Genomic DNA, 19,786 nt, shown 5'->3' with positions numbered 1-19,786 from the left:
ATCAACATGGATGATCTGCGCGAGCACAAGAAGCTCGCTCTACGCCAAGCCGCATGACCAGTTTCATGATCGCCCATTTTGCAGAACTTGACGCACACAACCGTAGGGAAGGGCGGATTTAACCCCCAAAACACCCGCGACAGAGATGCTCAAGTCACGCTCTTCAAAGCCATTCTGATTAGACGTGACGCTGCGTTCGCAAAGGGTATCGAGCGGGTTAGTTATGTATGAAAACTGTGACGCCCCGATCGAGCACGGATTCGCACGCATATTTCTCTAACCCACGCCTCTCGGGCGAATGAACCGCCTCTCTGCTTACTCTGGCCGTGCCGTCTTCTTCTCCCGCGGCAGTTCGCGTCTTTGTTTGCAGACGACCACGATCGATTTGTCCCAGCGATCCACTCGCCGCTGGGATAGATGATTGCTTTGCTGATCTTGAGGAACGATGGCCTGATCCGCATGCAACGCGCCCGTTCGAAGAGTCCCGTCGCTTACCTGGCCGTGACAGCGAGCGATGACTTATTCAGGGGTGAGCAAGTTGAGGGTCAGGCATTGGCGGGACAGATAGCAGAGTTGTGCAACAGATTGTTGCACCCGCGACCACGTCGGTAGAGACCCGAGGAGAAATGTCGGCGGCATCACCGCGGACGCTCGTGGTGACCCGAAGCTCTCAATAGAGCTCAATGACCGCTTTGCGTCTAATATGACAGGTCGAGCGCGCTACCCTCTTGCCTGAAAACCGGAACGGCCGGTTGCCGAATGGCTAGTTATCCAGAACCAATCTGACTTTCTGGGCGAGAGCTTGGAGGGTAGCGGGTTTCTGCAGGAGTTGAACGTTTGGATCGATGATCCCATTGCGAACTATGGCATCACGTGCGTAACCGGACGTAAAGAGCACCCTCAAGTCAGGCCGCAATTCAACGGCAGCATCCGCAAATTCCCGACCGTTCATTCCGGGCATGACAACATCCGTCAGCAGCAAGGAAACGTCTCCTCGATCCTCAAGAATGCGCAGGCCTTCAACCCCATTCTCAGCAGAAATCACCGAATAGTCGAGATCCTCGAGCATTTGCATTGTCAGTTGTCTTACACTCGCCTCGTCCTCGACGACGAGGATCAATTCCTCTGGCTTGCCATTGGCAACGTCTTGGCTGTTCGCCCGCCGTGCTCCATCGGCGGGACCATTGTGCCTTGGCAACCAGATGCTGATGGTAGTCCCCACCCCCAGTTTTGAATCGATTTTGACATAGCCACCGGACTGCTTGACGAAGCCAAACACCTGACTCAGCCCAAGGCCGGTTCCCTTGCCGACACCTTTGGTGGTAAAAAACGGCTCGAAGGCTCTTTCCAGAACCTCCGCGCTCATACCCGAGCCCGTGTCCCTCACCGCAATAAGGACGTAGGGGCCGGGGGAAATGCCATGATCTGCAGCAACCGACTGGTCGACCAGGAGTGCAGAGGTTTCGATTGTCAGGGTTCCGCCCTCCGGCATGGCATCGCGAGCGTTGACCGCCAGATTTACGAGGACATTTTCGAGTTGGCTGGGATCAGCGAGCACTGCACCGTCATCGGATTGCACGACCGTATTGAGTGTTACGTGCTCGCCCAGGGTCCGGCGCAAAAGCTCCGACATATCCTGCACCATCCGGCCGACGTCGAGGGATTCAGGGGAAAGCGGCTGCTGCCGGGAAAAAGCCAGTAGCCTTTGCGTCAGCATGGCAGCTTTGTGGGCACCCTCGGTCGCGGCTGCGATCAGTTGGTGCACGCCGGGCTCGCCGCGGTCGACGCGCCGCTGGATCAAGTTGAGTCCTGAGATGACAACTCCCAACATGTTGTTGAAGTCGTGCGCGATACCGCCCGTGAGTTGCCCCACCGCCTCCATTTTCTGGCTTTGGCGCAGCTGATCCTCCAAATTCCTGCGGACGTTGAGGGGGAGCCGTCATCTGATGCTGGCCTCCGATCCAGCCAGCATCTTGAATCACAAAACCACTCTCACGGGAATCCCGCAGATTCAGTCAAAATCTGAACTGCTCTAAGCGTCCATTCAAGCGGCTCGTGATCTGGTTGCTCGTGCCACATCACTTGACGGAAGTCGCGGCGGTCAACCTGCTGGCCGCATATCGGGCCAAAGGTCGAAACGGTCTTGTCCGTCTGCCGGCGAATGTGGTTTGCCGGGGATGCGTGGGCCAAGGGCTGCTATTCTGGTCATGCTCGAACGAACACGATTCCGCGGCAAAAGTTCCGTCAGTTTGGTCTTCTCAGTTGGTGAAAGACATCGCACCAAAAGCGGAAGTCATTTGGTCGGCCGTCGAAATGTGCCTCCAAAGCGCAGTGCGCCACGGCGGTCGGCGCTTCAAGCCCATAGAGTTCGATCGCAGATTGAGCGGCCTGACCTTGGTCGACGAGATCGGCAATCTTCAAAGCCGTAAATCAGCGCTCCGCATTGCGAGCCTTCCGGTATGAGTTCCGAGCCTAAGACGCTCCTGAGTAGGCTTTTCGCCCTTATTATTTTCTCTGCCGCCGGCGCCACTGTCTATTGTCGGTGGCGAGGCCGCTGCCACCTTCTGAGCGGGCGAGCGATGGAGTGCCTTCGACGGTGAAGACGATTCCGGCGTCTTCAAACGCTTTGCGGATCGCCGCGATGTTGTGGGGACGCGATTTCCTGAATCCGTTCTCAAGATCGCTGATGGCCATTTCGCTAAGATCTGCCTTTGCGGCAAGTCGCACACGCGACCAGTTCAGTAGGGCTCGTGCTGCTCTGGATTGATCTGCTGAGAGTACGGTTCGGCTGTCCATAAACAGTCGAACATTCAATATCGCTTAAATGTTCCTCTTGACCTTCTGCGATTTCTAACGGCGTGATGCCGGCCTCTCGGGTAACGCGGCGGGGTTTTCCAATAACTTTGCGGAACGCTGATCGTCACGCCGCAACGTCTTCTTTTTCGGCTTGGTCTTCTCAACCAGATCTGGCCTTTTCGCTATCAGGTAGTCAGCCTTGTTCGTTCGATAGTCTTCTTTGTGGATGGACATTTCTACAATCTCCATTGTGGAGATCAACGCGGCTGGAAGCCGACAAGGTCGATCCGAACGGCGCACCGTCCTAATACGAGTCTTGTCGACCATACCAGTCGTCGACGTCTCGCCGCACGCGATCCTTCTCAATGCCGTAGCGTTCCTGGATCGTACCTTCGAGCTGATCGCGGTTGCCGGCTATGCGGTCGAGATCATCATCAGTGAGCTTGCCCCACTGCTCCTTGACCTTACCTTTGAATTGCTTCCAATTTCCTTCGACGCGATTCCAGTCCATGATGGCGATCTCCTTTCGTTGTCCTTTCGAATAACGGTCGTATGGCTGTCAGGTTCCGCTGCAGGTAAGCGCGCTTGCTTGTGATCTAGCAATGGAACCTAATGCCCGTCGACCGCATGTGTGCGCCGGCCTTTTCCGGTTTGGGAACACAGCCGGCCTTTTGCCGTTGGTCTGGAACAGCTTCGCAAGGAAATGCACGTGCTCGCCGATCCGGGCATCTGGGTCGCGTTGGCGGCTGTGTTCATCCCTTATGGAGTCGGTGTCGCACTGCTTCTGAGGGTAGCCGGTTGATGGACCTGCCAGCGCTGCTCTGGCGTCAGATGAGCGGGTTTCCATAGAAGCCGCCTCAACTTGGCGGCGGGGGGTCTTCGCGTTCGGCCATCTGTTCCAAGAGCTTCCTTGACGCAGCCAGGACGCGGCGTACGTGGGGAGTTGAGTTCGCCGACCATATCGATGGCGAAGGCGCCGGACAGGGCGCCACACGTCTTGGCGGGGCGCTCTGAGGGCGTTGGCGATGTCATCGAAGATCGCTTCCATCGGTCGAGTCTCGAACGCCGAACCTGTGAATCCCCTGTTTGTTCCGTCAAAGTCTAACGATCAGGGAAGCGCCATTGAAAGCACGTGCAGTAACGGTTGATTCAACCATTGCTGGTAAATTGTGAAATGTGGGTGGCGGCTCCGACAGTTCGGGGTGGAACTCAATGCCGAAGCCGCCTGCGCAGCCAAGGTTGGGGTTTGACCGCGCCGTCCTATAATGGGACAGCGCGGTCAACGATTCGTTAAAACGTTCTGGAACTAATTAAGTACGCGCTAATTGACTCGCGGTCTCGGGAGTCAGTGCATGCGTGAAGTTCATTCCTCCGATGGTGCCGATTTTGGCGGGACAGGCCTCCCGAGGGCATTGCACAGCGTCACGTACCGGCCGCCGCCTTCGTCTTCCCTCTTCTTAGAGATCCGCCATTCGTTGGGCGAGTGGGTTGTTCGCATCATAGGGAGGAACGGTGAAACGTATTCCCGAGCATTCGAATATGAAGCAGATGCCGTCGCTTTCGCTGGCGATCAGTCTTCTCGTCTAGGATTGGAAGCTCCCCCGAAGCGAGCAACTTGACGAAATCAGCGAGAGACGCGCTGAAGCAGAGCGACTATCTGTTTCGCGGTCTCGTCGGTCCCGATCACTGGCGACTGTCGTGCGTCATCTTTCTGTATGATCGATGACGCCTGTTCGGGGGTGGTATCATCCTCCAGGTCGAACTCACGGACTCCGATGGGGGTTCTTGCCTTACATCTCACACATGGATTTTTGGTGCGAAGCCAATTCATAGTGATTGGGCCGACGTGCGGCCTGATTGAAGGTCAAAAGCTACTTCGGCGGCTGCGAACAGCCTAGTCTATGACCTCGCCACCGAACAGCCGGAACCTAAGCGCTTAATGGAGCTTAAGGCTCCATGAGTACACGCGGTATCAATTTCCTCGATCGCTGGGATCGGCAACAATCTCCCCGAAACGGCGAAGGCCGACACGGTTTCGATAAGTGAGTACACACACAAATTGTACGCCGACGCTAAGGCGCTCGGGATCAGGCGCGAAGAGATCGACGAAGAAGTTGACAGCCTATATCGGACGCTGGTCGATGCGCCTTCGGAACTTACCCCCCCCTATAAATTAGCAGGGGAGGCACGGCATTCTTCAAGCCGTCGCTCTTATCCTTTCCCGATAGCTTCACCGGACATCGCGCTGGCCGACACCTTCTTGCGCAATGCCGCAGTGTGCCTCGATGGCGCTGACCGGGCGGCGGATCTGGGCAGGCGCAATGCGGCCCTTCACGCCATCGCCATCGCCATTGAATTGCTCCTGAAGTCGCATCTTCTCAGAACAGCGACCGACGATCGCTGGAATCGCCGCCATATCGGGCACGATCTCGGCAAGGCCGCTCGTTACGCCGAGAGAGCTGGATTGGGCCTGCCACCGCAACTGCACAGCGTCATCGCCCAGCTTCATCCTCATTTTCAGCGTGGCGGCTTCCAACGGGACCCAGCGCGTTCATGGCCGTCCGGTTTATCGCTCGACGCCCGCCACATCGCGCGGCGGCTTGCTCAGACTCTCATGGAACATAAGCGTCGCGCTAACGACGCCGCTGCTCCTGACTTGAAGATGACCCCACCCCCGCGATCCATTGCGCTGATCCTTGGTCCAGCCGACGGCCTGACGCCATCAACCCGCAAGGGGTCGGACTACGCGAAGCGTGCCGCCGCTCCGGCTTCGCCTTCGCGGTGATTGCGGCCATCCGCCGAACACATCGGGCGCCTGTCAGCGGGGGAGGGTCCTCCGCTTCAAACAGGAGCCGGATCGATGTCCCTCGCCGACGCGCATGCCTTCGCCTTCAGCCTCGCCGCCACCCTCATGGTCGCCATCGTCATCTTTCGTGCCGGCGACGGCACTCTCTCGGTCGTGCCGGCGAACGAGTATGACGGCGACGACACCGCCATCATCGGCGAAATCGACCGTTCGCCCCAGGACGGGGCTAACATTGCCGCTGGCGAAACAGAGCTTTGGCATCTCGCCGGTGCTTTTCGTTGCTATGCTCTGCGCGGCGTTGCGGTGGTGGTGGAAGGCGCAATCGCCAGAGCTATTCTCGGAGACACCACCATGATCATCCTCGGCATGTTCGTTTGTATCGCGGCCATCAGCATCCTGTGCTGGTTGCTCTTCACGCTTGCTATCTTCGCCCTTCCGTTGTTCGCAGGGGTCAGCGCAGGTACGTGGGCATTCAACACCGGCGCCGGCTGGCTTGGCGCGATCCTCGTCGGCATCCTGGCAGCCGGGTTGACGCTCGGCGTCGGCCAAATCCTCCTCGGCGTTATCAGCTCCATGTGGGCGAAGCTGGCGATCACGCTTGTCTTCGTCGCGCCTGCGATGGTTGCCGGCTACCATGCCACCCATGGCATCGCGAAGCACATGATGCCTTCGGAAACCTGGCAGGTCGTCTTCTCCGTCATTGGCGCGACCGCCGTCGGCGTCACGGCATATCTGCGGGTCGCGGGCATGACGTCAGCCGACCAATCCGGCAGGGACGTGGTTCGAGCCTAGACCCCCGCGGGCGGCGCAGGTGGACCAGACCGACGAAGGCCTAGCCTCCTCATTATCGGTGGTTGGAGCAATCGGGTTCCATGCCAGGATCGAGCAACGGCCACGTGCCGGCGCGGCCCCGTCTGGGACTTGGACTTTCTTTGGTCGATGCCCATGGCAGACCGACAAGTCGGTAGCAGGACGGCAGCGCGCGCGGTGGCGGCGGCGTTGCAGGTGCGCGGAATCTGTGCCTGGAATGCGTGGGCGATGCCGGTGAAGCCTGTAGCGATCTGCCGGAGGCGCGTTGCACGCCAACGTCTCCGTTCCCAATCTGTCCCAAGAGCGCTCCAAACGGCCTCTTCAATGGGCTGATCTGGCCGAACGACGGCTGAAGCCTCGACCGCCTAGGCCGCAACGGCGCATCTCGACTTTCTTCCCCTGCCGGCTCCCACCCCATGCCGCAAGCGCATGGGGACCCCGAGCGCCGCCATTCCTCGCGAGACAAGAAAGTCGTTCCTGCGCCGTCCTCCGCGTTGCTCCGGTCGCAAGCGATGCGTCGTCGGTCGCCTTCGGCCACCCGATCGCCATCGAGGCCGCATGGTGCGGGCTCGGGAACAGAAAACGGAGACTTACAATGGCTACCATCGGCACCTTCAAGAAGACCGCCTCGAACGAATTCACCGGGGACATCGTCTCAAGCTCCGTCAGCTGAAGGTCTTCCGGGAAGTGTTGCGGGCCGGTTCGACTAGGCGGGCGGCGGTTGCGCTCGGGATAAGCCAGCCGGCCGTCAGTCAACATGTGAAGCAGCTTGAGACCACGCTCGGCATCACACTCTTCAAGAGATCAGCCAACCGCATCGTCCCCTTGCAGGAAGCCTGGGAACTCCTGCGAAACGTAGAACTGGCCCTGACGTCGCTGGATCGCCTGGACGCGTCGATCTTCGCTATGAAGAACGAGGAAAAGCAGCGGATTGCGATTGCCGCGCCCTCTGTTTTCGGTTTCGTGACCTTGCCCAAGGTCGTGGCGATTATCCGCTCACAGACCGCTTCGAATGTCCGGTCGATTTCTGGAAGCTACGAGCAGATCGGCGAACACATCCTGGCCGGCCGCGCCGATCTTGGAATTTCGAGACTGCCTCTGGATCCAGGCTTGTTTGAATGGGCGCCGCTTGGGTCGGCACGAAACGTATGCATTTTTCATCCCGACCACCGCTTTTCAAAACAGACCTGCATCGAGGCGCAAGACCTGGCAGGCGAAACGATCGTCGATATCGATCCCCAGTTTGCCGCCCACCAGATGAACTTCAATGCCTTGCGCTTCGCCGGCGTTGAGCCGGACATACTGGTGGAATTCGATTGCAACGGTCACGAAGCCGGATACGTTTCGGCTGGCCTGGGCATTTCGATCACAAACGAGATCATCGCACGTGAGTACGCGGCGTTTCAGTTGGGAGTAAGGCCAGTGGAACCGTCCGCGCTCTATCACTACGTGGCGATTTGGCAGAGGGGCAGGACCTTTTCCAACGCCTTGAATGTATCGCTCGAGGCGATAATCACAGCGTTTTCGAAGACGCCGACGAGAGAGCAACAGTTTCTCCAGACGTCGTCCTAGCCGGCCATGGTTTATTTCGGTTGGGACGTGCCGCATAAGGCCCAACCGGGAGGCTTTCTGCGAAGTGGCGCGAATGGCTAGCCTGAACGGCCAAACTGATAGCGAGCGCTCCGCGAACGGCTGGATCGACGGCCCCTATCCGGCGCAGATGGTGCCGTTGGCCGTTCCCGAAGCGGTGCAGGAATTGGTGGCTTCCAGTCTAGAAGTCCAGTCTCGCCCAATGGGCGGCCCTACGCCGCCTTAAGCGCAGGCAATTGCGGGATTACTCTCACCAGGCAGGGTGCTCGTCTGGACTGGCACTGGCAATCCGAAAAGCGGACAGACCTCCCAGAGCGCCGGCAGCTTGTTGCAGAGCTTGCGCGCTCCACGCCGTCCTTTCATGGCGCGGCGAAGTTTCTGTGTCGCGCTCGCTGGGCAACAACTCGCCGCTCCCTGGATCCTTGGGGAGCGACGAGCGCGGGTTGCTACCGAACCTTCCGCCGTCGTTGAACTATGCTGGATGAGTCCAGCTACTCCAGATCGATTGCCCGCCGGCTCATGCTGGCGGGCTTTTTGCGTCAGCCGGGAACATTCCCGCTCCAAGGCAGTTCGGTCACACCCGGCTCGTTCTTCAGCGGTCCGGCCGGTGACCAAGATGCGTCCCTCACTCGTCATGGTCGGCCCGCGCAGCCTCGGAAGCAGGCGCGGGCCATCCATCACAAAGCCCGCTGATCCGACCGACGGGCTTCTTCAGTTTCACCACGCAAAGAAAGGCCCGGTCGTGAACTGACCCCATAAAGTTGGACGGTTCATTGAGTTGGTAGGTTTAATGGCTGGTTCCTGTATTGCACAGGGGCCAGCCCTTTCAAGCCTAGATTCCAATTTCCGGAACCATTCAGCGCCATGGATACACGCTCTGCGGGGTGGCTGATCAAGAGCCGATCTGCGCTCACATCATACTTGACGCATCCTCCCCGGGGGGATACCGGTGGGCATGTCCGAAGGCATCCATAGTTCTCATCCGGCTATCGTGAAGCGCTTAAAGCGCGCACAGGGGCATCTTGCATCCGTGCTTGGCATGTTCGAGGCGCAGCGATCCTGCCTGGACCTGGCGCAGCAACTCCATGCAGTGGAGAGCGCCATCAGCAGCGCAAAGCGAGAACTGATCCACGATCATATCGAACATTGTCTGATCGACACGGAAGCGGGAGGCAACTCGCTGGCAGAGCTCAAGCAACTGGCGAAATACCTATGACCAGTATCGGCGCACGCGTCTTGGATTGGTTCGGCTTCGGGTCACATGATCATGACGCGCATGCTCATGACGATGGCTCGCACGGCCATACGCACGGGGTCATCGACGCAACGATTGCAACCACTGACCGCGGCATCTGGGCCATCAAATGGTCGTTCGTCATCTTGGCCATGACGGCGGCATTGCAGATGGCCGTGGTGTTGGTGTCACGCAGCGTGGCGCTGTTGGCCGATACGATCCACAACATAGGCGACGCCACAACCGCCATTCCGCTCTGGATCGCATTCATGCTGGCACGACGCAAGCCGTCACGGACCTTCAGCTACGGCCTTGGCAGGGTAGAGGATCTGGCCGGTATCATTATCGTGCTGATCATTCTGTTCAGCGCCATCGTCGCCGGGTACCAGGCTATCGAGCGCCTGGTCAGTCCGCAGGCAGTGACTCATCTCGGTTGGCTGACCGCGGCGGGCATTGTCGGCTTCCTCGGGAATGAGGCCGTCGCGGTGTTTCGCATCCGTATCGGCAGGGAAATCAACAGTGCGGCGCTCGTCGCCGACGGCTACCATGCCCGCACCGACGGGCTTACCAGCCTTGCAGTGGTCATCGGCGCCATGGGCGTCTGGCTCGGATTTCCACTGGCCGATCCGATCATCGGGCTTCTCATCACGGTCGCTATATTCGGTATCGTCTGGCAATCGGCGCGCTCAGTGCTCACCCGCATGCTCGACGGCGTCGAGCCGGGCGTGATGGCCGAAATTCAGCATGCCGCTGCGCATGTGCAGGGTGCTCGCGTTGTCGACGCCAAGGCCCGCTGGATTGGCCACAAGTTGCATGCCGACATCGCTATTGCAGCCGACGGAACCTTGCCTCTCTCAGAGGCAAACAAGATCACGGCGGCGCTGGAGAACGAACTGTTCGAACACATGCCGGCGCTCGCAGCTGCCAACATCCGGTTTTCGACCGACCAAGGTGAGCACGAGCATCCGCACTCTCATGATCAGGGCGAACATCACGGCCACCAGCACTGACAACTGCCGGAAACCACTCGCTTTTGCCGGTCTCGGCTGATGTTCCAGGCGCTTGTCGAATTTCAGCGCTCCATATACCTGGCGCTCGCAGATCAGATAAAGCTGCTGTCAGTTGGCGGTGATTGGCTTGCGTTCCTTGCCTTTCTGCCGATGGGCCTCCTGTTCGGTGCGGCACATGCTCTGACGCCCGGCCACAGTAAGGCTGTCTTGGCGACTTACCTTGCAGGTTCGGATGCGAAGGTTTCGCGCGGCCTCCTGGTGTCGATTACGCTGTCCTTCACTCACGTGGCGACAGCGGTGCTGATCGCCGTATTCTCCCTGCCGCTCGTCTCGATTGCATTGGGCAGCGTTGGACGCGCACCACTGCTTGAGGGTGTGAGTCGCGGTCTGCTCGGGCTGATCGGCGTCTGGATGCTTTGGCGTTCGGTGAGCCACGGCCACCATCACAAGCATGAGGGCGAGGCCGTTGGAGTCATGGCCGGTTTGATTCCGTGCCCGCTGACCCTTTTTGTCATGACCTTCGCGATTTCCAGAGGGGTGCCGGGAGCTGGAATTCTGTTCGCAATCACCATGATGGTGGGCGTGGCCCTAACGCTGTCCAGCGTGGCGGTACTGTCGATCTTGTTTCGGGAGCACCTGGTGCATTTTTTCGACAGCAGGCCACGGCTGTTCGATACCATATCGCGAGCAATCGAAGGCGCAGCGGGCCTTGCCCTCGCCAGCGTAGCGGTCTGGCAACTTACAGCCGGATAGAGCCACAGCTGTCCACAGACCCTCTCCTTTCTTAGGAAAAGGCGATGAGAAGCTGCGGCACGCAAGGCTGCTGGAATTCTGGGAGGATGATGGAAATGGCCGTGCCTAAGAAATAGCGCGCCACCTACGCCTGGATGTACGGCGCCCAAGCGCGCAAGGATGGCAAGGAGCGTGAGGCGCCAGCTTACTGGCAGGAACATGCCGATGCGTGGCTGCAGGGCTTTGACGGTGTGGCGATGGCTGGTTTTGGTAAGACCAAGACCGTCAAAGACGAGATGGAAGCCGAGGTCGACGAAGCCGCCGTCGAGCGGCCCGCCGAATAGCCATTTTGCCGTATGCTGTATGGTCGTTTTTGATTGAAGAAAGGGCTTCGTTGGGCCTATAGAGATTGCGTTTACCATTGCCTTTTTGGGAGGATGCGATGGTTGCAACGCCCATAGAAATCGCTCAAGCCGCTACTGCGACTACGGCCACCTTGCTGAAGTGGCAGAAGTCCATGGAGGAACGCGCCACGTTTCGCCAGAACATGGATCAATCGCGCAGGGCGATACAAGCCTCACGCGATCTGCTGAAGCGCCTTCGCCAACGTCATCGCGACGACATGGCGGAAAGTTCGGAAAATGCCAACCCGTCTACTGCGCCGATATCGCAACGCGCCGGCAGCTAGCGGGAGGCGACCAGAGCCGATGTGATGGGTAAAGTTTCACTGGCCGTTCCTTGGGTGGGCAGGCAAGTTAAACTTTGTCAACGAGCGGCCTTTTTCGCGCTCGCGGAAGCGCCACGTGGCTTTCGACCAGGCGCACGTGCTCGGCGTCGACAGTCACCAATGGCCGGAGGCTGACGGTTACCTTGTCCCCGTCGATGCGTGTGACAGGGCCGATCAATTCCATATGCTGGCCAATTACAGCCTTCGAAGTCGAATCGACAACAGAATGCGGGAAGTCGTAGGAGGGGATCGTCACGCTTATGCGATCGGGCGTCACGCGGCCGCGCACAATCGCCGTGACTGCGACCTCGTTGCCAACTTTGATAGTTCCCCGAGCCATGCCCAAGACTTTGGAGCAGCCGGCGCCAGCGTCAAGATGAGGGGGAGCTAATAAAACCCCTCCGCGCCGCGATGCAACATCCAGCGCTAATGCGGATTCCACCTTGAAAGATCGATTCCCCAGGTCTTATAATCCGTAATTAGCCTGTTGGAGGTGGAGGGAACTGCGATGGGCGGCACAGTTCAGAACACAAACTCAGACAGTGTGGAGTGGCCGAAGCCTGCTGAGAACGGCTGGTCCGCGTTATAGAGAAGGGCAAGGAAGACAGCTGATCGAGCTCGAATCTTATGCCATGGCCTCTGCGGAAGGCCAACGGATCCGTCTAATCTCGAGAAGTTCGGTCGCGAGGCTTTGCCGGTCCTGTCCCATTCCACTGGATGAACTGCGCGACGTACCTTTAGAATTCCAATGCCCCTCCTGTTCACGCCGTATGGTGAGAAGGGGATCCTGGCTGAAAACGATTGCCGGTTTCAAATGCGATAGTTGCAGGTCCAGAGTGCGGATCGGCTACGAAGAGAAGCTGGCCATATTCGAGCGGCACCTTAGAAAGGTGAGCGCCAGCACAAAGTCAGTGAACAACCGCCCTTGTTAGCGGCCGCTTTAGAGATCGGGTGCAGTGGGTACACGGGCTTTTCCCCGCTATCCTTTTTTCTCCCGGCCCCGCCACCGTCTATTATCGGCGGCTAGGCCGCTATCACCTTCTGAGCGGGCTAGCGATGGAGTGCCTTGGACGGTGAAAACGATTCCGGCATCCTCAAACGCTTTGCGGATGGCGGCGATGTTGTGGGGACGCGGTTTCCTGTATCCGTTCTCAAAAGCGCTGATCACCATCTCGCTAAGATTGGCCTTGGCGGCAAGTCGCACACGCGGCCAGTTCAGTAGGGCTCGTGCTGCTCTGACTTGATCTGCTGAGAGTACGGTTCGGCTGTCCATAGCCAGTCGAACATTTAGTATCGCTAAACTGTTCCCCTTGACCTTCTGCGATTTCTAACGGTGTGAGGCCGGCCTGTCGCAAGCCGTCATCGATTGTGGCTGCAACCTTTCGGACGGTTGTTACCTCGGCACCAACAAGACGTGCTGCCTGCATTCTTGCTTGGAGATCAGCCAAGCGGGCAACCAGGGCTTGCGTCCTCTCGAGTTCAGGGTTCGTCATGTTCATTGTCCAGCTGAGTGGCAATTCGATTTGTCCGGCTGAGTATCGTTTGAATGCACACACTCGCCACCCAAGGGTGGCGAGCGTGGGTTCGTTCGAAATCTCAGTCGTAAACTTTCACGATCTTGCGGGTACCCGGATCGACCAGGACCGTGCGGTTGTCGACCACCACGTAACGGTATTTGACGTTCGGGACCTCGTGGATCTCCACAGTTTCCGGCAGAGCTGTCCCGACGTTCAATTCCACGCCGGGAAGGTTCACCGAAGCCAAGGGCTGCTTCTTAACATACTCACGGATGACCGTGTCCTGTTCCGGCTGGATGATAATGTCGTCAGCGGCGGCGGAGCCGATCCCCGCCAAGAGCAACATGGCTGCGGCGGTGTTCACAAAGTGCATCTTCATATCTTCTCTCCTGCAAGGACCGGCACACGACGACCATCGTCCCGCACTGCCCGGCAACCAACTTTGAACCGGGGTAAACGTTCCCGCCTACGCACCTTTGTCTAATCCGATTGGTCTAAAGTCCGACCGTACAACGCAATGGTCTTACCTTTGGACTAGGCGGAACGGATTAGGGCTTCAGCTTGTTGTTTCTCCACAACGGGAGAGAACAAATGGATCAAAGTGTTGGCCAGGCGCGATGGTTGCTCGCACCGATTTTTGCAACAGCCGTTACCTTTCTGGTAATGGCGGTCGTCCTTAGCTGACATGTCTTGGATCGGCGCAGCCAGGTCCCTTCCTGCGCTGATAGGATTCGCGAGTTGCTTGAGCGGCTGGCAAATCCTCTATTTTACCGTGCGCTGGGCCTGCTCCTTCAGCAGGCGGGGCGCTTCGTTCAGCTCATGTAACTTGGGAGGTTTACTATGGATCGGCGATCCTTTTTGACAGCGATATTTGGCGTTGCAGGGGCAGCAGCCTTTGCAAGCGCGGTCCGGCCTATCAACGCATTGGCCGGTGTTCCAGCGGCAAAAAGCGGCATTCTCGAAGAACTCGACGCGCCAGACGCCTTCGACAACGAAGGTACTCACGCGGAAGTGGAGCCGGTCAACCATCGGCGCTACTACGACCAAGATTACGACCCAGACTACGACCCAGATTACTACCACCGGCGCCGCCGCCGCCGGCGCGGCTGGAGAAGAGTCTGCCGTAGTTACTGGCGACACGGGCGCCGTCGGGTCCGGTGCTATCGCCGACGTGGTCCTTCGGTCGTCTTGCGATTTTAGCTAGTCGGCTGCTTCTGCTCATGGCCCGTTCCGGCTGACGTGCTGAGAACGGGCCGGTGCTGCCTCACGGTGGCTGGCTTCAGTTTTTGTGTGGCACGATGTAGCGACTGCTCACCGCACCCGCCCCTGTGCCCCGCGTGACGACAATCGTGCTATACCCGGCTGGAAGGGAACCTGTAGCGGAGGGATCAATCGAACTGCATCGCCCCACGATCTCCCCGTTGGGAGCGCCCTCGAGCCTCACGGCTAACGCTAACTGGCATGTCTCAAGGGATCCGAACATGGACGGTGATGTATCGAGTGGCTTGCAGACTCCCTGGGCGGGACTGCAAGAAAGCAAAATCATCACAGCTGCAGTTGCCGGATCCATTCGTGAAGCTCCGTTGTTCGACGAGCCTCAACGCGGAATAGCGAGCTTTGTTTCGCAGGTGCTAAAATATGAGTTTTCTGGTCTGGCTCACGGTGGCGGACTTTTCATTGTCACAGCTTTCGCCTCTCAATTGTCGATCCCGAACGGTAAAACAGCCATCCGACGAGACACACCGAGAGGATTGCGATGGCCAGAAGGATGCCGCCGGCAATGTTCACCATCAACATGAAATCCATCGGACCTCTCCCTCTTATATGCCGACAGTCGGAAACTCGTGAAATCAACATGGGTGAACAGGTTGCGAACATGCTGCTACGGTTTTTGCAGAGCCACGGGATGAGACGAGACGGACCAGCACGACAGGGACTAGCTCTCGTCGCAACAAATTGACACACAAGGACTCGACGGAGTCGAACGGCAAGGGCAGGGACGCCATCAAGCGAATTTCAAAACCGGTGCCTTGGCCGACGGGTAATCGCTGATAACATCAAGGTATGCCCTGAGGTGACGTCACAAGGCAGTGTGCTGGGTGCCGATTGGGCGGGCGGGTTGTATGATGCCCGGCGTATTGGCCGGTTTAGAATGGAAGCTTGATTTCGCCGACCGAGAGAGGCCTACCGGCCGCTATGAGCGCCGCAACCGTCTCTCTGTCCTGTTGCCGGCGCTTCACGAGGCCGTTCAGCACCCTGTCGAGAGATATCGCGCCGGCGCCGGCTACGGCCAGGACGAACATGCCGCCCGCTTTGGCGAGATCCTTTTCGAAATGCAGCAATTTCACGACCATATCGCATCCGCAGCGCATGAGGTTTCTTGATCCCGACCGGGCCAGCACCTTGCGGTAGACAGGTGAGTCAGCCGGCCGCAGGCGGCCGACCTCTCGCCTTCCAGAGGTCCTGGAATGCGCCGACCGACCCCGTCGTGCTCGTCAATGTGTAGGTTTGCAGTGTGGTGTTCCTTCAAGGTCAATCAGCAGCTTATGCATGGAGGACCACGGCAAGCGGCGTTTTATTCCCGGACAGCGCAATTTCTGTCTCGGCAATGTGATTGGTCCGGGCGCCTCGTTTTTTTAACGCTCTTTGGCCCGCAACATCGGCCGTCCAGTTCGGGAATATCGGGGCCTTTCAAGAATTCGGATATTATGAGAGCAGCGACGCGTCGGGCGACGAAGGGGGAAACAACTTCGCAGTCTCGTGCGACAGCGGCAAAGCTGCCTTCCTCAGCAGCGTCGAGTAAGTGGCGGAGCAGGCTTTGTGTCCTGTCACTGTAGCCAATTTCCACCCGAGCCGAGAGGAGGCGCCTGGCTCAGCGTCTGCTTGCCGGCATCCTGTGTGGGGCGGGAGCGCGGGGGCAGTCCAGGCGACCGGCAGGCAACACTCGCGTCTGTCTATCGCGGCGATGGGAGCCTCGTCGAGTTCAGCAGCGTTGTGGAAGCAGTCCGCTGCGCGCGTCAAAACGCTATTGCTAAGCACAATGCCGGGGTGCCCGATGATCGTCGCATTGAGTTCCGGATTGGCATTCATCTGGGTGACGTCGTGCAGGAGCACGATGGCGACCTGATGGGTAGTGGCGTCAACATCGCCGAGGGTATCCGGGTTGCCCGGGCGTAGCGGCTTTGAAGCCGCCGATTACAAGTATTCTCGCCCTGTGGCCGCCGATTCTGCGAATTAAGGATTGGACGAATAGGCATGGGGGAAAAAGGCCGTTATTCTAAGCCTCATTCACCCTCGATGCAGGAATAACGAGATCACGGAGTAGGAAAATCGCATGCTGTGCGGCGGAGGTGCTGACACGGGCGAAATTCACACCCGCTCAACGACAAGCGCCCATCCGCTGTCCCGATGGACGGTGGATAGAGTTTTGGTGCCATGAGCCAAACCCACACATTACAACCGTCATCTATCCGCTTCCCGGTACAGCCGCGGCTCGTGCCGGCGGTCAAGGCGGCGCGTTATCTCCACCTGACGCTGCGGGAATTCATGGAATTGCTGCCCGCGTTGCAGGATCAAGGCTTTCCCAAGGCCTGCCCAATCACCGGCAACTACGACATGGTTGCGATCGACTCCTGGCTCGATCGACGCTCGGGTCTTGCAGGATCGGGATCCGGCGGGCAGTCTAGCATTGACATTGCAAGAGCGAGGCTGGCGACCCTTGGGTAAGATCAAGTTGAAGCACTACGTCATCCGTAAGGGCAGGTACGGCTACTGGCTGCCGACGCCGAAGATGGTCGAAGCTGGCTTCAGATGCATTTCCTGTGGAATCGACGGGCCTGAGGCTTGGACGATAGCCAGGGAGTGGGAAGACCGCTGGCAGGAACTCCGCAAGGGCAGGGAGCCGTCGCGCCTGCATGTATGGCCAAAGGATTCCATCGGAGACGCCTTTGCACGCTATCGCCGCATGGATGCATGGAAGCGCAAGCCACCGCGCACCCGCGAGGATTGGGAACGCGGCTGGACCTTCATCGAGCCGTACTTCGCCGACCTGCCGCCAGCCGACATCACCCTCGAGCTGCTCGACGACTGGTATGGCCGTCTGCTCCGGGTCAAAGGTGTCGACATCGCCTACCGTGCCGTAAAGACGTGGCGTTCGCTCTATAATGTCATGGCCGGCATGAAGCTATGCCCGCCCGGCTCCGACCCATCGCAGGCGATCCGCCGCCAGACGCCACCACCGCGCCACCAGACCTGGACGGCAGGCGAGGCGGTGCGCATGGTCAAGGGCGCCTGGCGCGCCGGCTACCGCGGACTGGCCTGCGTCATCGCCGTTGCGTGGGACACGAGCTTCTCACCCGTCGACGTGCGCACGCTCACACCGGCGCAGGCAATGCAGACAGCACAGGAATGGGGTTTTCTGATTGCACGCAGCAAGAGTGGCGAGGCGGCTTTCGGCACGCTGTCGTCACGCACGCAGCGCCTGGTGCTGGCCTATGTCGAATCACTAGGCGTCACCCTGCTTGACGATGCGCCGATCTTTCGCTCGCGCGGTTTCGCGCCGGGCCCGAAGGGCGGCCGGCCGCGCGCCGGCGTGCCTTACACCAAGGATTCTCTGGTCGACGACTTTGCCGATCTGCGCACGCTGGTGTTCGGGACATCAGAGAAGCGGCGGCTGATGGACATGCGGCGTTCCGGCGCGGTCGAGGCAAATGCCGGAGGCGCGTCGGTCGAGGCAATCTCGGCCAAGATGGGCAATTCGATCGACGGGAACAAGGCGCTGCAGAAGACCTATATGCCGGTCAATCTGGCCGCCGTCCGCTCAGCTGACGCCAGCCGCCGCAAGGGCAGAACGCTGCTTGGCCTGGAACGGAACGAATACAGAAAGTTGAAACTCTCCGGAGAATGAGAGTTGAAACTTTTCAAGGGGCGGTAGCTAACCCCTTGAAATTAATGGCGCGAGTGACGGGGCTCGAACCCGCGACCTCCGGCGTGACAGGCCGGCACTCTAACCAACTGAGCTACACCCGCGCATTGGACGAGCACGTGTCAGCCGTGTTCGTCGTTGGGGCGGTGGATAAGGGGTTCGCCACCGGGTGTCAAGCGCAGCTGGACAGCATAAACGCAAACAGGAGAAGGTTTTTTGACGGGCGGCACTTTGCCTGCGAAAACCACTGTGCGGCTAAGCTCGCGGCTGTTCATTTGGCCTTGCGAAGCCGGTTCCGACCGCTTAAAGGTCCGGCCGGAGCGGGCGATTAGCTCAGTTGGTAGAGCGCTTCGTTTACACCGAAGATGTCGGCGGTTCGAGCCCGTCATCGCCCACCACTCAATTTCTTGATAAATCGGTGCTTGCCCGGAGTTACGGTCTCATATCCGGTTGTATGCGTTGTCGGCATTCTGCTTCCTGGCCTTGTCGCGTTCGAAAGGGGTGACGCAGACCAAGTCGCTCTCGAACGCTTCACGCCAGACGTAGCCGTCGCGGCAGGTGCTGTCGCCGTAAGGTCCGCCGGTCGGCGAACGATTGTTGCGGGCATTGGCATTCTGCGCCTGCACCTCGCCGTAGTCGGCAGGACTCACGCACACGCTGTCGCCGAAGATCGCCGATCGCCAGACGAATCCTTCCTTGCACCCTTTGGCCTCGATCGCTGCGGGCTCGATAGGCGACGGCAAAGGGGAGGGCCTCGGCCACAACGCCACCGTTGTCCCGCCGATGCCGAGCGCGATCATCGCGACCAGCCCGTACAGCAGCCAGAGCCTCGGCCGCCGCGCCGCTGGCTCGCTATCGCCGACGCAATCGCCGCAATATCGTCGTTGAAGCGCTCGTGGCGGACCTCCATGGCTTGACGCTTGGCCAAGTCCTGCAGATCGGGTGGCAAGGCGCTTTTCTTTGGCATGCTGGCGCCGTTGACGAGCACGGGGATGACGCGCACCCCAGCCTGGAGTGCCGTACGGATCTCCTTGCGCACGAAGTCGTCGGGGGACTCCAGCCGAACCTGGCCCTGCTCATCGGTAAGCGCGGCCCACTGCGGCCCCACGATCGCCAGCATGATTTTGCAGCTGGCCAAACTGCGGGCAAGCGCCACCTCAAAGTCATCGCCGGGGTTGAGCTTGTCGACGTCCATGAAGATGGATGCATCAGGAAGCGCGCGGTTCAGATTATCGTAGACGCGGCCCGCCACGCCGGAATCGGTCTGCCGTCGGTAGTTGATGAATACGTCGCCAAGCAAGGCCTGCCTCTTCCCACATCAACGAGAAGGCCCCAAAGTAGCATGAGCGGTGACCTCGCAGCTAGTCTGGCGACAGACTGGCCATTACTGCGGATGCAGTCCGTTTCACGTCTCGCCAGAGGACACATGCACCGGCCCTTCGCGGTTGTGTGCGTCAAGTTCTGCAAAATGGGGCGGCCATGATGCTGGTCATGCGGCTTGGCGCAGAGCGAGCTTCTTGACGGCCAACGCCCTGATCAGGCGCAGGCAGCTTTCGGTATTGGGGAAGATGCGCACGACATAGGTGCGCCGGCGGATTTCCTCGTTGAGCCGCTCCAGCATGTTGGTGGATTTGAGATGC

At 59.2% G+C, this 19,786-nt stretch carries 22 protein-coding genes, 2 tRNA genes and 3 pseudogenes; 13 read left to right on the top strand and 14 right to left on the bottom strand.

Annotation, left to right across the window (positions count from 1 at the left end):
* Window positions 1-763: 763 nt before the first annotated feature.
* Window positions 764-1,912: an ATP-binding protein gene (locus NKJ76_RS31310; RefSeq protein WP_023690463.1), complete on the bottom strand. Its 1,149-nt coding sequence runs from the start codon at window positions 1,910-1,912 to the stop codon at window positions 764-766.
* Between the two features lie 143 nt (window positions 1,913-2,055).
* On the opposite strand from NKJ76_RS31310, the gene NKJ76_RS31305 reads away from it, so the two are divergent.
* Complete coding sequence (locus NKJ76_RS31305) at window positions 2,056-2,463, top strand: hypothetical protein (protein ID WP_156936055.1); 408 nt, start codon at window positions 2,056-2,058, stop codon at window positions 2,461-2,463.
* A gap of 42 nt (window positions 2,464-2,505) precedes the next feature.
* On the opposite strand, the gene NKJ76_RS31300 is transcribed toward NKJ76_RS31305, so the two are convergent.
* The 3 genes from NKJ76_RS31300 to NKJ76_RS31290 form a co-directional block, all read right to left on the bottom strand.
* Complete coding sequence (locus tag NKJ76_RS31300) at window positions 2,506-2,796, bottom strand: helix-turn-helix domain-containing protein (protein ID WP_031203328.1); 291 nt, start codon at window positions 2,794-2,796, stop codon at window positions 2,506-2,508.
* Window positions 2,797-2,850: 54 nt separating this feature from the next.
* Window positions 2,851-3,030, bottom strand: coding sequence for a hypothetical protein (locus tag NKJ76_RS31295; RefSeq protein WP_023697507.1), 180 nt, complete (start codon window positions 3,028-3,030; stop codon window positions 2,851-2,853).
* Window positions 3,031-3,100: 70 nt separating this feature from the next.
* On the bottom strand, window positions 3,101-3,307 hold the full coding sequence (locus tag NKJ76_RS31290; RefSeq protein ID WP_023690464.1) for a CsbD family protein: 207 nt from the start codon (window positions 3,305-3,307) through the stop codon (window positions 3,101-3,103).
* A gap of 1,445 nt (window positions 3,308-4,752) precedes the next feature.
* Between NKJ76_RS31290 and NKJ76_RS31285 the strand changes: the two are divergent.
* Window positions 4,753-4,942 (top strand): annotated as a pseudogene (locus tag NKJ76_RS31285) (DUF768 domain-containing protein); the annotation flags it as partial.
* An 84-nt stretch (window positions 4,943-5,026) separates the two neighbouring features.
* Here the strand turns inward: NKJ76_RS31285 and NKJ76_RS31280 are convergent.
* The gene (locus NKJ76_RS31280; protein ID WP_023694917.1) at window positions 5,027-5,305 is read right to left on the bottom strand and encodes a hypothetical protein; all 279 of its coding nucleotides are present in this window, start codon (window positions 5,303-5,305) and stop codon (window positions 5,027-5,029) included.
* A 351-nt stretch (window positions 5,306-5,656) separates the two neighbouring features.
* Here NKJ76_RS31280 and NKJ76_RS32535 point away from each other — a divergent pair, with 351 nt between their 5' ends.
* From NKJ76_RS32535 to NKJ76_RS31240, 7 genes are all read left to right on the top strand, one after another.
* A complete protein-coding gene (locus NKJ76_RS32535) occupies window positions 5,657-6,394 on the top strand; it encodes a hypothetical protein (RefSeq protein WP_502902255.1) in 738 nt (245 codons plus the stop codon).
* Window positions 6,395-6,970: 576 nt separating this feature from the next.
* Window positions 6,971-7,984, top strand: a complete 1,014-nt coding sequence (locus NKJ76_RS31265; protein WP_502902376.1) for a LysR family transcriptional regulator — start codon at window positions 6,971-6,973, stop codon at window positions 7,982-7,984.
* 973 nt (window positions 7,985-8,957) lie between these two features.
* Complete coding sequence (locus tag NKJ76_RS31260) at window positions 8,958-9,218, top strand: metal-sensing transcriptional repressor (RefSeq protein WP_023684828.1); 261 nt, start codon at window positions 8,958-8,960, stop codon at window positions 9,216-9,218.
* Window positions 9,215-10,246 carry a cation diffusion facilitator family transporter gene (locus NKJ76_RS31255; RefSeq protein WP_023694080.1) on the top strand — a complete coding sequence of 344 codons (1,032 nt, stop codon included), beginning with the start codon at window positions 9,215-9,217 and terminating at the stop codon, window positions 10,244-10,246. The genes NKJ76_RS31260 and NKJ76_RS31255 overlap by 4 nt, the downstream gene beginning before the upstream one ends.
* A gap of 39 nt (window positions 10,247-10,285) precedes the next feature.
* Window positions 10,286-10,999, top strand: coding sequence for a HoxN/HupN/NixA family nickel/cobalt transporter (locus NKJ76_RS31250; protein WP_023690239.1), 714 nt, complete (start codon window positions 10,286-10,288; stop codon window positions 10,997-10,999).
* A 134-nt stretch (window positions 11,000-11,133) separates the two neighbouring features.
* The gene (locus NKJ76_RS31245) at window positions 11,134-11,322 is read left to right on the top strand and encodes a hypothetical protein (protein WP_023699951.1); all 189 of its coding nucleotides are present in this window, start codon (window positions 11,134-11,136) and stop codon (window positions 11,320-11,322) included.
* 98 nt (window positions 11,323-11,420) lie between these two features.
* Window positions 11,421-11,666, top strand: coding sequence for a hypothetical protein (locus NKJ76_RS31240; protein WP_023723634.1), 246 nt, complete (start codon window positions 11,421-11,423; stop codon window positions 11,664-11,666).
* A 1,018-nt stretch (window positions 11,667-12,684) separates the two neighbouring features.
* Here NKJ76_RS31240 and NKJ76_RS31235 read toward each other — a convergent pair.
* The 5 genes and pseudogenes from NKJ76_RS31235 to NKJ76_RS31215 all read right to left on the bottom strand — a co-directional run.
* Complete coding sequence (locus tag NKJ76_RS31235) at window positions 12,685-12,978, bottom strand: helix-turn-helix domain-containing protein (protein WP_081731668.1); 294 nt, start codon at window positions 12,976-12,978, stop codon at window positions 12,685-12,687.
* 323 nt (window positions 12,979-13,301) lie between these two features.
* On the bottom strand, window positions 13,302-13,601 hold the full coding sequence (locus NKJ76_RS31230; protein WP_023669226.1) for a DUF1236 domain-containing protein: 300 nt from the start codon (window positions 13,599-13,601) through the stop codon (window positions 13,302-13,304).
* Between the two features lie 383 nt (window positions 13,602-13,984).
* Window positions 13,985-14,251, bottom strand: a complete 267-nt coding sequence (locus NKJ76_RS31225; protein ID WP_156933455.1) for a hypothetical protein — start codon at window positions 14,249-14,251, stop codon at window positions 13,985-13,987.
* Between the two features lie 651 nt (window positions 14,252-14,902).
* Window positions 14,903-15,028, bottom strand: coding sequence for a hypothetical protein (locus NKJ76_RS31220; protein WP_023690236.1), 126 nt, complete (start codon window positions 15,026-15,028; stop codon window positions 14,903-14,905).
* A 341-nt stretch (window positions 15,029-15,369) separates the two neighbouring features.
* A pseudogene (locus tag NKJ76_RS31215) lies at window positions 15,370-15,567 on the bottom strand (DoxX family protein); the annotation flags it as partial.
* 616 nt (window positions 15,568-16,183) lie between these two features.
* Here NKJ76_RS31215 and NKJ76_RS31210 point away from each other — a divergent pair.
* The 3 genes and pseudogenes from NKJ76_RS31210 to NKJ76_RS31200 form a co-directional block, all read left to right on the top strand.
* Window positions 16,184-16,396: pseudogene (locus NKJ76_RS31210) on the top strand (nucleotidyl cyclase domain-containing protein); the annotation flags it as partial.
* Window positions 16,397-16,657: 261 nt separating this feature from the next.
* On the top strand, window positions 16,658-16,948 hold the full coding sequence (locus NKJ76_RS31205; protein ID WP_023690232.1) for a hypothetical protein: 291 nt from the start codon (window positions 16,658-16,660) through the stop codon (window positions 16,946-16,948).
* Window positions 16,941-18,128 carry a site-specific integrase gene (locus NKJ76_RS31200; RefSeq protein ID WP_050587499.1) on the top strand — a complete coding sequence of 396 codons (1,188 nt, stop codon included), beginning with the start codon at window positions 16,941-16,943 and terminating at the stop codon, window positions 18,126-18,128. The genes NKJ76_RS31205 and NKJ76_RS31200 overlap by 8 nt, the downstream gene beginning before the upstream one ends.
* A gap of 45 nt (window positions 18,129-18,173) precedes the next feature.
* Here the strand turns inward: NKJ76_RS31200 and NKJ76_RS31195 are convergent.
* Window positions 18,174-18,250 (bottom strand) — tRNA-Asp (locus NKJ76_RS31195).
* 218 nt (window positions 18,251-18,468) lie between these two features.
* Here NKJ76_RS31195 and NKJ76_RS31190 point away from each other — a divergent pair.
* A tRNA-Val gene (locus tag NKJ76_RS31190) sits at window positions 18,469-18,544 on the top strand.
* Window positions 18,545-18,586: 42 nt separating this feature from the next.
* Here the strand turns inward: NKJ76_RS31190 and NKJ76_RS31185 are convergent.
* The 3 genes from NKJ76_RS31185 to NKJ76_RS31175 all read right to left on the bottom strand — a co-directional run.
* Complete coding sequence (locus tag NKJ76_RS31185; RefSeq protein WP_023704339.1) at window positions 18,587-18,946, bottom strand: hypothetical protein; 360 nt, start codon at window positions 18,944-18,946, stop codon at window positions 18,587-18,589.
* Window positions 18,943-19,446 carry a toll/interleukin-1 receptor domain-containing protein gene (locus NKJ76_RS31180; protein WP_352539136.1) on the bottom strand — a complete coding sequence of 168 codons (504 nt, stop codon included), beginning with the start codon at window positions 19,444-19,446 and terminating at the stop codon, window positions 18,943-18,945. Before NKJ76_RS31180 ends, NKJ76_RS31185 begins: the two co-directional genes overlap by 4 nt.
* Before the next feature lie 189 nt (window positions 19,447-19,635).
* Window positions 19,636-19,786: transposase (locus NKJ76_RS31175; RefSeq protein ID WP_352539138.1), on the bottom strand; the 151-nt coding region annotated here is incomplete at its 5' end.

This window comes from Mesorhizobium sp. M0029, from assembly GCF_040323735.1.
GTDB lineage: Bacteria > Pseudomonadota > Alphaproteobacteria > Rhizobiales > Rhizobiaceae > Mesorhizobium.
The sequence above is the reverse complement of the archived record's forward strand: the minus strand, read 5'-3'. Positions and strand labels throughout refer to the sequence as shown.

Bases quoted from the DNA above. Each gene is read 5' to 3' on its own strand.
- NKJ76_RS31300 (WP_031203328.1), bottom strand. From the start codon at position 2,796: ATGGACAGCCGAACCGTACTCTCAGCAGATCAATCCAGAGCAGCACGA.
- NKJ76_RS31295 (WP_023697507.1), bottom strand. From the start codon at position 3,030: ATGTCCATCCACAAAGAAGACTATCGAACGAACAAGGCTGACTACCTG.
- NKJ76_RS31290 (WP_023690464.1), bottom strand. From the start codon at position 3,307: ATGGACTGGAATCGCGTCGAAGGAAATTGGAAGCAATTCAAAGGTAAG.
- NKJ76_RS31280 (WP_023694917.1), bottom strand. From the start codon at position 5,305: ATGAAGCTGGGCGATGACGCTGTGCAGTTGCGGTGGCAGGCCCAATCC.
- NKJ76_RS32535 (WP_502902255.1), top strand. From the start codon at position 5,657: ATGTCCCTCGCCGACGCGCATGCCTTCGCCTTCAGCCTCGCCGCCACC.
- NKJ76_RS31265 (WP_502902376.1), top strand. From the start codon at position 6,971: ATGGTGCGGGCTCGGGAACAGAAAACGGAGACTTACAATGGCTACCAT.
- NKJ76_RS31260 (WP_023684828.1), top strand. From the start codon at position 8,958: ATGTCCGAAGGCATCCATAGTTCTCATCCGGCTATCGTGAAGCGCTTA.
- NKJ76_RS31255 (WP_023694080.1), top strand. From the start codon at position 9,215: ATGACCAGTATCGGCGCACGCGTCTTGGATTGGTTCGGCTTCGGGTCA.
- NKJ76_RS31250 (WP_023690239.1), top strand. From the start codon at position 10,286: ATGTTCCAGGCGCTTGTCGAATTTCAGCGCTCCATATACCTGGCGCTC.
- NKJ76_RS31245 (WP_023699951.1), top strand. From the start codon at position 11,134: ATGTACGGCGCCCAAGCGCGCAAGGATGGCAAGGAGCGTGAGGCGCCA.
- NKJ76_RS31240 (WP_023723634.1), top strand. From the start codon at position 11,421: ATGGTTGCAACGCCCATAGAAATCGCTCAAGCCGCTACTGCGACTACG.
- NKJ76_RS31235 (WP_081731668.1), bottom strand. From the start codon at position 12,978: ATGGACAGCCGAACCGTACTCTCAGCAGATCAAGTCAGAGCAGCACGA.
- NKJ76_RS31230 (WP_023669226.1), bottom strand. From the start codon at position 13,601: ATGAAGATGCACTTTGTGAACACCGCCGCAGCCATGTTGCTCTTGGCG.
- NKJ76_RS31225 (WP_156933455.1), bottom strand. From the start codon at position 14,251: ATGGTTGACCGGCTCCACTTCCGCGTGAGTACCTTCGTTGTCGAAGGC.
- NKJ76_RS31220 (WP_023690236.1), bottom strand. From the start codon at position 15,028: ATGGATTTCATGTTGATGGTGAACATTGCCGGCGGCATCCTTCTGGCC.
- NKJ76_RS31205 (WP_023690232.1), top strand. From the start codon at position 16,658: ATGAGCCAAACCCACACATTACAACCGTCATCTATCCGCTTCCCGGTA.
- NKJ76_RS31185 (WP_023704339.1), bottom strand. From the start codon at position 18,946: ATGATCGCGCTCGGCATCGGCGGGACAACGGTGGCGTTGTGGCCGAGG.